The sequence below is a fragment of the Paenibacillus assamensis DSM 18201 genome (genome assembly GCF_000422445.1).
GTDB classification, from domain to species: domain Bacteria; phylum Bacillota; class Bacilli; order Paenibacillales; family Paenibacillaceae; genus Paenibacillus_B; species Paenibacillus_B assamensis.
Map to the genome: position 1 here is coordinate 142,819 of NZ_KE383839.1, position 13,163 is coordinate 155,981.

General features: G+C 48.1%; 7 protein-coding genes. All 7 read left to right on the forward strand.

What is annotated here, in order from left to right:
- The first annotated feature begins 6 nt into the window (after window positions 1-6).
- The 7 genes from H580_RS0120820 (at window position 7) to H580_RS0120850 (ending at window position 13,161) form a co-directional block, all read left to right on the forward strand.
- Window positions 7-849, forward strand: coding sequence for an alpha/beta hydrolase (locus tag H580_RS0120820; protein WP_028596501.1), 843 nt, complete (start codon window positions 7-9; stop codon window positions 847-849).
- 28 nt (window positions 850-877) lie between these two features.
- Window positions 878-1,648, forward strand: a complete 771-nt coding sequence (locus tag H580_RS0120825; protein ID WP_036605622.1) for a 2,3-dihydro-2,3-dihydroxybenzoate dehydrogenase — start codon at window positions 878-880, stop codon at window positions 1,646-1,648.
- Between the two features lie 104 nt (window positions 1,649-1,752).
- On the forward strand, window positions 1,753-2,976 hold the full coding sequence (gene dhbC, locus H580_RS0120830) for an isochorismate synthase DhbC (RefSeq protein ID WP_028596503.1): 1,224 nt from the start codon (window positions 1,753-1,755) through the stop codon (window positions 2,974-2,976).
- A gap of 30 nt (window positions 2,977-3,006) precedes the next feature.
- On the forward strand, window positions 3,007-4,647 hold the full coding sequence (locus H580_RS0120835; protein ID WP_028596504.1) for a (2,3-dihydroxybenzoyl)adenylate synthase: 1,641 nt from the start codon (window positions 3,007-3,009) through the stop codon (window positions 4,645-4,647).
- A 64-nt stretch (window positions 4,648-4,711) separates the two neighbouring features.
- Entirely contained in the window at window positions 4,712-5,713 is a 1,002-nt protein-coding gene (locus H580_RS0120840; RefSeq protein WP_028596505.1) for an isochorismatase family protein, read from the forward strand.
- Window positions 5,714-5,726: 13 nt separating this feature from the next.
- Window positions 5,727-12,947 (forward strand): amino acid adenylation domain-containing protein, encoded by a 7,221-nt coding sequence (locus H580_RS0120845; RefSeq protein ID WP_028596506.1) that lies wholly within the window; start codon window positions 5,727-5,729, stop codon window positions 12,945-12,947.
- Complete coding sequence (locus H580_RS0120850; protein ID WP_028596507.1) at window positions 12,940-13,161, forward strand: MbtH family protein; 222 nt, start codon at window positions 12,940-12,942, stop codon at window positions 13,159-13,161. The genes H580_RS0120845 and H580_RS0120850 overlap by 8 nt, the downstream gene beginning before the upstream one ends.
- Window positions 13,162-13,163 lie beyond the last annotated feature (2 nt).

Below are 13,163 nucleotides of genomic sequence, written 5' to 3' on the forward strand. Positions count from 1 at the left end.
GATATCATGAGCAACCGTACGGTTTCGATTGATATGATGCGTCGTAGATTGGAATTGCCTCGTGCAGAGCATTGGGTCATGCGTTCGCAGGCTGAACAGCGCACATATCGCATTATTGTGGCACAACCACTGGGAGAAGCCCCACCATCAGGATACCCGGTTATTTATATGTTAGATGGAAATTGTGTGTTAAACACAATGGTAGAAGCTTTACGCTTGCAATGCCGTCGTCCGGAAAAAACAGGTGTTGTTCCTGCGGTCATCGTTGGAATAGGGTATGAGACGGAGAGTCAGTTCTCACCGGATCGTTTCTATGATTATACGCCGTTTCCGAACACGAGCATTTTGAACAAATCAGATGGATCTCCTTTGCCGCAACAGGGTGGTGCTGAGGCTTTCCTGAAATTTGTAGAGGAAGAAGTGAAGCCTCAAATCGAAAGTGAATTCAACATTGATCGCAATCGGCAGGCGTTATTTGGCCATTCGCTTGGTGGATTGTTCACTTTGTATGCCATGTTTAGCAGGCCGCATGCCTTTCAATATTATATTGCAGGCAGCCCGTCTATTCATTGGAATAAAGAATATTTGCAGGAGCTGGAACAAAACTTTAGTGCTCGAGTAAAGGAAGAGCCGCATCGCATACGATTGATGCTTGGTGCGGGCGAGCTGGAAAAAATGCATGTGGCAGGCAATTGCGCGAAAGCATGTCAGCTCTCTGAGCGTCTGGCATTATTGTCGGATTATGGTGTTCATGCGGAATATAAGGAGTTTGAAGGAGAGGGCCATGTATCGGTGCTGCCGGTTCTGATCGCCCGAGCATTGCGATTTGCGTTGCATCCTGAACATTAAGGAGGTTTCAGCAGTGTATTATCCATGCATGGAAGGGAAAGTTGCACTTGTCACTGGTGCCGCGCAAGGTATCGGTGAAGCAGTAGTGCGGGCTCTTGCTGAACAAGGTGCAAGGATAGCGGTTGTAGATCGGAACGAGGCTGGATTGCGCAGCCTCGTCGTTGATCTAACAGAAGTTGGAGCTAAAGTGCTCGGCTATAAGGTCGATGTAGGAAGAAGTTCTGAAGTTGAGGCTATTGTCGGACAAGTTGAGCGAGATCTAGGTCCGATTGACATGTTGATAAATGTGGCGGGTGTGCTGCGAATGGGCGCCATCGAGTCACTGAGCGACGAGGACTGGCAATCTCACTTTACAGTTAATACAAATGGCGTATTTTACGCTTCCCGAGCTGTGGTACGTCGTATGGCAACCCGCCAATCAGGAGCTATCGTAACGGTTAGTTCGAATGCTTCTAAAGTTCCTCGTACGCAAATGTCTGCTTATGTAGCATCAAAGGCGGCATCGACGATGTTCACGAAGTGCTTGGCACTGGAGTACGCCAAGGACAACATACGATGCAATGTAGTATCGCCTGGCTCAACGGACACAGAGATGCAGCGTCTGTTGTGGAAAGATGAGAATGGAGCACAGCCGATTATTGATGGTTCCTCGGAATCGTATAGAGTGGGCATACCACTAGGCAAGATTGCAACTCCTGCTGATATTGCAGCTTCCGTTCTTTTCCTCCTTTCTTCTCGTGCAGGACATATTACGATGCATGATGTTTGTGTGGATGGTGGCGCTACTTTAGGCTGTTGAAGTAAAGCGACGTTTTCGAGGTAGGCTGGAATTTCGGTAAAGACCTCGACAAAACCCCATTTGATAAACTCATAAATTTCACATACAGGAAGGAGATTCTGATTATGTTGAATGTTGAAACGCTCACCGTTGCTGATGCCGAGCAACTGATTAAACAATATCGAACAGGCTCGTCTTTCTTCTTCTCCTCACCACGAAAAACGTTGTTAACCCAAGGCGAATATGCAAGACTATCCTATCCGACAGGTTCTGAGTCCAAATCACTGCCACAACGCGTAGCAGAACTGCTGGAGACAGCAAAACGAGCAGGGCGAACGCAATCGATCGTCGTAGGCGCGATACCTTTCCATGCGGACAAGCCAGCGCATCTGTTCATACCAGGTGCTGTCGAAATGTATGATGCTCTAAAATTTGCATCAGATCGGGCACCAGAAAGGCCGCAAATATCCAATTATCAAGTACAGCCTGTCCCAGAGCCAGAACAATTCAAGCATGGTGTCAATCGATTGTTAGAGCTCTTTCGTGAAGGTGTGCTTCAAAAAGCAGTGCTCTCCCGAACGCTGCATATATCTTTACCTCAAGCTTTGCAAATTCCCCAATTGTTAGCTCATTTAGCTTTTTATCATTCCCATGGTTATACATTTGCCGTTCCATTAGTGCCTGAGCAATCATCTTCATCGAATTCTGGTACTGTTTCCAATGAATCAGCTAGAACGCTAGTTGGGGCTAGCCCTGAGCTACTTGTAACGAAGAAGGGACTTCAAATTAAGGCTAATCCATTAGCAGGCTCTGCTGCACGCAGTAATGATCCAGTTGAAGATGAGCGGAGAGCTGCCGCATTATTGGCATCCACTAAAGATCGATATGAGCATGCCATCGTGATCGAAGCGGTTGCAAAAGCGCTTGGACCGTATTGCAGCAAACTGGAGGTTCCTTCAGAACCATCGCTTGTACAAACGAAGGCTATGTGGCATCTTTCTACAGAATTAAATGGGGTATTGAAGGACGAATCGATTACATCACTTGACCTTGCTTTGGCGATGCATCCAACACCAGCCATATGCGGCACACCTACTGACTTGGCTAGAGACGTCATTCAGGAGATCGAGCCATTTGATCGTGGATTTTATACAGGTGCAGTTGGCTGGACGGATGAAAATGGTGACGGTGAATGGGCTGTAACCATACGCTGTGCGGATACGGAAGGTCTATCAATGAAAGTGTACGCGGGAGCGGGAATTGTGGCAGCTTCTAGTGCTGAATCAGAGCTTGCCGAAACGTCGGCTAAGTTCCGTACCATGCTCGCTGCAATGGGCTTGAATGAATAAGAGCCGTAGGACCTAGGAGGGGGATACATGATGCTGGCAGGGTGCCTAACATGGCCAGAACCATTTGCAGAGCGTTATCGTCAAAACGGATGCTGGGAAGGGATCACATTTGGAGAAATGTTGAGACAGCGAGCATTAGCGCTTGGCGAGCATATCGCTGTTGTTTGCGGTGATCAAAAAGTGAGCTATGCGGAGCTTGATCATAGAGTGAATCGTCTTGTAGCTGGATTTCGGCACTTAGGAATAAAGAAGCAGGATCGGGTTATCGTTCAGCTGCCGAACATTGCCCCATTTTTTGATACGATATTTGCCTTGTTTCAGATTGGAGCGCTTCCTGTATTTGCCTTGCCCGTTCATCGTGAAAATGAAATTGTTTACTTATGCGAATTTAGTGAGGCAGCCGCTTATATCATTCCAGACAAGGATGCGGGCTATGACTATTGCGAACTGGCAGCAAAAGTGAAAAAAGCAGTTCCTAGTCTGCGCCATGTCATTGTTGCAGGAGACCCAAGTTCGGACGAGTTCCATGCCATGCATAATCTGTACATGGACAAGGGAGAGGAGTTACAAGATGGGGAGCCTGATGGACCCCAATCGAGTGACGTCGCATTCCTTCAGCTGTCAGGTGGAACGACTGGGCTGCCTAAGCTTATCCCGCGAACGCATGATGACTATATGTACAGTTTGCGCATGAGTGCGGAAATATGTGAGCTCAGCAAGGACAGCGTATATTTGGCTGTACTGCCTACGGCGCATAACTTCCCGCTCAGTTCACCAGGCGTATTGGGAACCTTGTATGCGGGCGGGAAGGTTGTGCTCGCTCGGAGAGCAAGTCCAGATGTGGCGTTTCCACTTATCGCTAATGAGGGAGTGACGATTACGGCGCTCGTTCCGCCGCTTGCGATTGTGTGGCTTGATGCAGCGGAATCTCGTCGCCATGAACTATCGAAGCTTGAAGTCCTTCAAGTGGGCGGCGCCAAGTTCAGTTCGGAATTAGCTAAGCGAGTCCATTCTGTAATGGGCTGCAAGCTGCAGCAAGTATATGGCATGGCTGAAGGTCTTGTTAACTATACGCGCTTGCATGATCCACACGAAATTATTATAAATACGCAAGGTCGCCCTATGTCCCCTTATGATGAAGTGCGGATTGTAGATGAGGATGATAACGAAGTTGCAGCGGGTGAAGTAGGCGAGTTGTTGACACGTGGTCCCTATACGATACGAGGCTACTATAAGGCAGAGAAACATAATGAGAAGGCCTTTACCGCAGATGGATTTTATCGTACAGGTGACTTGGCCAGTATGACTCCTGAAGGGTACTTAGTAATCGAAGGGCGGTCAAAAGACCAAATTAATCGCGGTGGCGATAAAGTAGCCGCTGAGGAAGTTGAGAATCATTTGCTTGCTCATCCAGCTGTGCATGATGCGGCTGTTGTTGCAATGCCGGATGAATTTCTTGGCGAGCGAACTTGTGCCTTCATTATTACTCACGATTCAGCAGTGACAGGTAACGAGCTTAAAGTATTTCTTAGGCACAGAGGACTTGCCGCTTATAAAATACCTGATCGGGTAGAATTCATGGACGAGTTTCCTCAAACGGGAGTAGGTAAAGTAAGCAAAAAGAGTTTGCGTGAGTTCATAGCCGCCAAACAGAAGGTCTTAACACATTGATACCTGGCTCGAAAACAATCTATTACATGATTTATCCCAAATACTGCAGAAATGAGGAGATTTGATGGCTCTTCCTACTATATTGCCTTATTCAATGCCTTTAGAAAGTGAGCTGCCTAAAAATAAAGTTGCTTGGACGGTAAATCCTAATCGCGCGGTACTGCTTATTCATGACATGCAGCAATATTTCATAGATGCTTTTACACCTGAGCAATCGCCTGTGGTGGAGCTGATCGCAAATATTCAGAAGCTGAGAGCCTACTGTGCGGAGCAGGGAATTCCGGTTGTCTATTCAGCACAACCGGGTGGCCAGACGATTGAGCAGCGCGGATTGCTGCAAGATTTCTGGGGTTCGGGGATTAATGATGGTCCTTATCAGAAGACATTTGTGGATGCAGTTGCTCCCAATGAACAAGATATTTTGCTCACGAAATGGAGATATAGTGCATTTCAAAAGACGAATATGACCGAACTGATGCGCGAGCAAGGTCGCGATCAGCTTATGATATGCGGAATATATGCACATATTGGCTGCTTGCTTACGGCTTGTGAAGCATTTATGCAGGATATTCAACCGTTCTTTATCGCCGATGCGCTTGCTGATTTTTCAGAAGAGAAGCATCGTATGGCACTTACTTATGCTGCTGAACGCTGTGCGGTTACGATTACGACTGATCGTCTTATCTCATCTACAAGTCGAGCACAGGTTGCTGGTTCTGCTGAGTGTTTAGCTGCGCCAAGTATGGATATGTGTGCAAATGCTAATGAACAGGATCAAGGTGCTTCCCAAGCTGAACAGTGCATTCTTTCCGAGCAATCGTTGCAGGAAGACGTAGCGGCTCTTTTGCAGGAGCAGCCTGCTGATATAGGTGCAGATGACAATTTAATCGAATATTGGGGACTTGATTCCATTCGAATAATGAGTTTGGCTGAGCGTTGGCGTCGTGCTGGTATCCCTATCAGTTTTGTGGAACTAGCGGAGCAGCCTACCTTGGCAAGCTGGTGGAAGCTATTGTCGCAGAAAATGAATATGCCGCTTCCTAATTATGATTACTATACCGTGTAAAGGAGATAACTCTATGCTGGAACGGAAGAGGGAACGTTGGCCCCTGTCTGGCGCACAGGCAGGCATTTGGTTCGCACAGCAGATTGATCCGAGCAATCCGATATTCAATACTGCAGAATGTGTGGGGATTCACGGAGCTATTGATCCGATTCGGTTCGAGGCAGCGGTACGTCAAACCGTTATGGAAGCAGAAGCATTGCATGTTCGCTTTGGGGAAGATGCGGAGGGACCTTGGCAGCTTATCGATTCTTCATCGGATTGGCAGTTTCATGTCATTGATGTAAGTGAGCAAGCTGATCCTCATCAAACTGCGCAAGCGTGGATGGAGAGTGATGTCGCGTCTGCTATTAACTTGAGTGTAGGACCGTTGTTTACGGAAGCACTCTTTAAAATTGCAGCTGATCGATATTATTGGTACCAGCGCATTCATCATATTGTAATCGATGGCTTTGCTGTTTCGCTCCTTATGCGAAGAGTAGCACAAATTTATTCGGGCTTCGTAAGCGGGGATTCTCTGGTCGAAGGTGGCTTTGGCTCCTATCGTTTGAGCTTGGAAGAAGATATCGCCTATCAGCATTCGGAGCAGTATGAGAAAGATCGGGCCTACTGGCAAGATCGCTTTGCTGATGAACCTGAAGTTGTAAGCTTAGGCGGACACGCACAATTAACCGCACGAAGCTTCTTGCGTCGATCAGCGGAGCTTCCAGAGGGGCTGCTGCGGCACTGGCAGGATGCGGCACAATTATCGGGGACAAGTTGGCCGGATGTCATGGTTGCGGCTGCGGCACTTTATGTACATCGCATGACGGGTACTAGTGATGTTGTACTAGGATTGCCGGTAATGTGCCGCTTAGGATCTTCTTCCTTGCGCGTACCAAGCATGGTAATGAACTTGCTCCCGCTGCGGATTAACGTATCACCAGTGATGAGCCTAGAGGGATTATTAAAGCAAGTAACCCGAGAAATACGTAGTACTAGAAGGCATCAACGATATAGACATCAGGATATGCGACGGGATTTGAAACTACTAGGCGATAATCGCAGGCTATTCGGACCACTTATTAATGTCATGCCGTTTGTAGAACAATTGAGTTTTGGAGGGCATACAGGCGTAGTACGCAATATTGCTGCTGGTCCGGTAGACGATCTGACATTTAATGTACACGGAAGCTTGGATGGCAAAGGAATTAGCATTAGTGTAGATGCGAATCCAGCGATATATAGTGAAGCAGAAGTGCAATCGCATTTGCAACGTTTCTTGTATTTGCTTAACACGATTGCAGAAGTGAATCCTGCTGAACCAGTTGGGCGTCTATCTATTATTTTGCCTGAAGAACGGGATAAAGTATTGTACGAATGGAACGATACGTCTCAACTTCTTCCTTCATCGAGTGTGTCTGAATGGTTCGAGGAACAAGTCGCTCGCACTTCGCAGGCCAAGGCGGTCATTTGCGAAGAAGCCGTGCTTACCTATGAAGAATTGAACAAACAAGCAAATCGGCTTGCTCATATGCTTATTGGCAGAGGTGTAGGGCCTGATCAAATTGTTGCTCTATCCTTGCCACGGTCGGTTGATATGATTATTTCCATTTTAGCTGTGCATAAGGCAGGGGCAGCTTATTTACCAGTTGATCCTGATTATCCAACGGAACGGATTATGTACATGGTGGAAGATGCGAGGCCGATGTGCCTAATCACTTCACAGGAGATGGCTTCGAGCTTTGTGGATCTCATTCCATCTGATGCTATTGTCATGCTGGATGATCCTGCGATGATTCTTACACTAGCGGCTCAATCTGTCGCCAATCCAATAGCTGCTGATCGTACGGCGCAATTGTCGCCGCTTCACCCATCTTATGTTATTTATACTTCTGGTTCGACAGGACGACCCAAAGGCGTCATGTTGACGTTTGAAGGTCTTGCTAACTTGCTGTTCGATATGCGTCAACGTATCGCCATCGGTGAGCAGGATCGCTGGTTGTCTGTTACGACGATTTCGTTTGATATATCGGTTATGGAAGTATTGCTGCCGCTTATATGCGGTTCGACACTTGACATCGTAGTAAAGGATACAATTCTAGATACATCTGCTTTAATATGCAGAATGAGAGAGACGGGCACGACGATTATGCAAGCCACCCCAACGCTGTGGCAGGCGATTGCTTCCAGCCAACCTGAGAAGTTCGAGCAGTTGAAGGTAATTACAGGTGGAGAAGCACTGCCAATTGGGCTTAAGCTTGCGCTGCAAGAGTTGAATTGTGAAGTAAACAATCAATATGGCCCGACAGAAACGACGATCTATTCAACGGCTGCTTTATTGGATCGTGAGCGTGAAAAGCCATCGATTGGTGAGCCGATCGGGAATACGAAGCTATATGTGCTCGATTCGTCGTTATCACCCGTACCGCCGGGTGTAACAGGTGAGCTGTATATAGCAGGGTCTGGTCTAGGCAGAGGCTACATAGGTCGACCTGACTTGACGGCTGAGCGATTCGTTGCCGATCCATTCGGAGCACCTGGCTCACGAATGTACCGAACTGGTGATCTTGCCAGATGGATGAATAACGGCTGGATCGATTATTTGGGGCGTGCGGATCATCAGATCAAGCTGCGGGGCTTCCGTATTGAGACGGGGGAAATCGAATCCGTCCTAATCGACCATCCTGATGTCGAACAGGCGACTGTCATCGTACGTGAGGATCGAATTGGTGATCGTAGATTAGTAGCTTACGTTGTGCTGCGTGCTGATTGTGCGAACGCTGTGGATGTGAACGAGCTTCGTCGTTTTGCAGCAGGTAAACTGGCGGAATATATGGTTCCATCCGTTATCGTCATGCTCGATGAGCTGCCGATGACACCGAATAAGAAAGTGGATCGCCAAGCACTGCCTGCTCCTGATCCGAGCTTAATGACGGTGGGACGTACCCCGCGCACTCCTCAGGAGGAAATGCTTTGTATGATTTTCCAAGAAGTACTGGAAATACCGCGCGTCACTATTGACGATGATTTCTTTGCGCTTGGTGGGCATTCGCTGCTTGCTGGAAGAGTCATGGTTCGAGTCCGCGAAGCATTTAACGTGGAGATGAGCATTGGCAGACTGTTTGAGGCAACAACGGCAGCCAATCTGGCCAAACTGCTTGATCATGCCCAAGCAGCGAGACCTGCTATACGTCCTGCTGTAAGACCTGATCAAATTCCATTGTCCTTTGCCCAGCAGCGGTTATGGTTCTTGTATCGTTTGGAGGGTCCAAGTCCGACGTATAATATCCCGCTCGTAGCGCGTTTATCGGGCGAGATTAAGCTGGATGCACTGCAAGCTGCGCTCGGTGATGTTGTTGCTAGACATGAGGTACTGCGAACGGTCTACCCGGATGAAATGGGCGCATCAAGACAGCTTATATTAGATGCTAATCGGGCTGTTCCTGAGGTCCGCGTAACCGTAACCAGCGAGGAAGCGCTGTCAGAGCAGTTGATGGAATCAGTCAGATACAGCTTCGAACTCGCAACAGAAACACCGCTGCGTGTCGAGCTATTCAAATTAAGCGATACGGAGCATGTACTTCTGCTGCTGCTGCATCATATTGCAGGTGATGGCTGGTCGCTCACGCCAATGACGCGAGAGCTTTCCGCGGCTTATACGGCACGTTGTGAAGGCAAGGACCCTATATTGCCGCAGTTGTCGGTGCAGTACGCAGATTATGCGATTTGGCAGGATGAGCTGCTTGGCAGCTCAGATGATGATAGCCTTATCGCTCGTCAGCTGGATTATTGGACGAATGAGCTTCGTTATTTGCCGGAGGAGCTAGAGCTTCCAATGGACTATCCGCGTCCTAATGTTGCTAGCTATCAGGGGGATACGGTAGCATTCCATATCGACCGCAACATGCATCGACAGTTGAAAGAACTTGCTCGCAGCAATCGTGCCACTTTATTTATGGTGTTCCAATCCGCATTAGCGACCTTGTTCACGAACCTTGGTGCAGGTACGGATATCCCTATTGGTAGTCCAATATCAGGTCGGAATGATGACAACGTGGACAATCTGATCGGTTTCTTCATTAACACGCTTGTGTTCCGTGTCGATACGTCAGGTGACCCGCATTTCGATGAGCTGCTTAAACGAGTGCGTGAGATGAGTTTGTCAGCCTTTGAGCATCAAGATGTACCATTTGAACGACTCGTAGAGGCATTGAATCCACCTCGTTCTCGTTCGAGGCACCCACTATTCCAAGTGATGCTCGTTTTGCAAAATACACCAGACGCTGAGCTTAGGCTGCCTGGCGTGCAGGCAAAGTTGCAATTGCAGAGCGTAGGCACGGCGAAGTTTGACTTAACGTTGGAACTGACAGAGCGCCGCGATGCACATGGGGCTCCAGATGGAGTGGATGGCTTGATCGAATTCAGCACGGACTTATTCAAGCGAGGTACGGCTGAAGCGATGGGTGAACGCTATATGCGTGTATTGCAAAGTGCAGTCAGTGAACCAAGTAAACCAATAAGTAAACTTGATATACTAACCGTTCAAGAGCGTGATGATCTGCTTCAACAATGGAGCACACCACTGCCCAGTACGGAGCAGATGACGATTCCAGAGATGTTTGAATCACAAGTTGCTCGTTCTCCACAAGCAACAGCTATCATTTTCGAAGGAGTATCCCTGTCCTATAAAGAATTGAATGACCGTGCTAATCAGCTTGCTCGTCTACTAATTGAGACAGGCGTAAGCACGGAGCAGATTGTTGCCTTGGCACTCCCTCGATCGATTGAGATGGTCGTGGGCATCCTAGCTGTACTCAAAGCTGGAGCTGCCTATTTGTCACTCGATCCGGATTATCCCGAAGATCGACTGATTTACATGATGAAGCATTCATGCCCTGCTTGTCTAATTACAAGCACGCATGTCAGTGATCAGATTCCAAATGCGTCGAGCCTGCCTCGCATTGTCATCGATGATATGGAAGTGTCTGTGCGTCTGCAACGCTATTCGAAAGAGAATCCAACGAATAGCGAGCGCAATGGAATGCTCATGCCGTTGAGCGCTGCTTATATCATTTACACCTCAGGATCAACAGGAAAGCCAAAAGGTGTGATCGTTCCTCATCAAAACGTTGTGCGATTATTTAAATCGACGGATCACTGGTTCCATTTCGATGACACGGATGTATGGACGCTATTCCATTCCTATGCATTTGATTTCTCGGTATGGGAAATATGGGGACCATTGCTATACGGTGGGCGTCTTGTCGTCGTCCCTCATCGCATAAGCAGAGCGCCAGATGAAATGTTGACCTTGATGGTGCAAGAAGGTGTGACGGTACTGAATCAAACACCGTCAGCTTTTTATCAACTGATGCAGGCAGACCGTGAACGACCGGATCTGGGTCAGAAGCTGAAGCTGCGTTATGTTGTATTCGGTGGAGAAGCATTGGAGCTCGGTAGATTAGAGGATTGGTACAGCCGTCATGCTGACGATGCACCGCGCTTAATTAATATGTATGGTATTACAGAGACGACCGTTCATGTGAGTTATATCGAACTGAACCAATACAGTGCGGTTCCAGGGGCGAGTAGTATTATCGGCGTGCCGATACCTGACCTTAGAGTGTACGTGCTGGATAATAAGCTGCAGCCGGTTCCTTGCGGCGTAATCGGAGAGATGTATGTGGCAGGCGCAGGTTTGGCGCGCGGATATTGGGGGCGTCCTGACTTGACGGCTGATCGATTCGTAGCAGATCCTTATGGACCACCGGGAACTAGAATGTATCGCACAGGTGATTTAGCGAAGCGGCTTGCAGACGGATCATTAGATTACTTAGGACGATCGGATCATCAAGTGAAAATACGTGGTTTCCGTATTGAGCTTGGCGAGATTGAATCGGTTCTCATTCGTCATCCAGAGGTTGCTCAGGTAGCGGTCATTGTGCGAGAAGATCAACCAGGTGACAAGCGACTTGCTGCTTATGTCGTCAGCGAATCAAATGAGGCTGTTGAGGCAACAGAGCTGCGGAGATTTGCCGCTGCTTCACTACCGGATTACATGGTTCCGTGGGCGTTCCTATTTATGGACAAGCTGCCTTTAACTACTAACGGTAAATTAGATCGGAAAGCACTTCCAGCCCCAGATGTGGCGTTGGACACAGATGGTCGAAATCCAAGAACACCGCAGGAAGAAGTCATGTGTGAGCTGTTCGCTGAGATTTTGAATGTCAAGCGAGTGAGCATCGACGATAGTTTCTTTGAGCTTGGTGGACACTCTTTGTTGGCGGTTCGGCTTATAAGTCGAGTACGTGAAGCATTAGGGAAAGAGTTGAGCATCGCGGTACTTTTCGAAGCGCCAACGGTAGCAGGACTTATTGATAAGTTGGAAATGAGCGGCGGCAACAGTGCGCTGCAAATCCTTCTCCCATTGCGTTCACATGGCGATCAACTTCCGTTGTTCTGCGTGCATCCTGCTGGTGGCCTAAGTTGGTGCTACGCAGGTTTAATGAAACATCTCGGTATGAATTATCCGATATATGGCTTGCAAGCACGCGGGATTGTTCAAGATGAAGCCCGGCCACAGTCATTGGAAGAAATGACAGCTGACTACATTGCTCATATTCGCAGTGTCCAGCCTAAAGGTCCTTATCGAGTGCTTGGCTGGTCACTAGGCGGCAATGTGGCGCAAGCTATCGCGGTGCAACTGCAAGAAGCGGGAGAAGAAATCGAATTGCTCGCTATTCTTGACGCATTTCCAAGTCATTACTTACCGATCAAAGATGTACCAGATGAAGATGAGGCATTGACAGCGCTGCTTGCGCTCGGCGGATTTGATAGAGAGCTGATTGAAGAAAAGCTGGGAGGCGAGCCGCTAACGATCACTGGTGCACTTGAGCTATTGCGTAATGAAAGCAGTGCGTTGGCGTCACTTGAGATTGAGACGATTTTGAATTTGAAGACGACCTATGAGAATTCTGTTCAACTGCTTAAGACGTTCGCCCCTAAAAAGTTCGAGGGCAATATGCTGTTCTTCCACTCGACGATCATTCCTGATTGGTTTGAGCCGATTGACCCAGAAATGTGGCTCCCGTATTTAGGAGGGAAGATAGAGCGTCATGATATCGAGTGTCGCCATAAAGATTTATGTCAGCCAGGACCGCTTGACTATATCGGAAAAGTTATTTTTAGCAAGCTTGAGGCTGCTTCACAAACAAGACAGACACCTTCGAAAGGGAGTGAATTGATCTATGAGTAATCCATTTGAGCAAATGGACGGAACTTATCTTGTATTAATCAATGACGAAGGGCAATACTCGCTCTGGCCAGCTTTCGCGGTCGTGCCAAATGGTTGGAGTCAAGTGCTTGGGCCAAAGACACGTGAGGAATGCGCAGCTTATATTAATGAGAATTGGGTAGACTTGCGGCCGCGCAGTTTGTATGCGGAGGAAGAGCAAGTTGCAGGGAGCTAGCA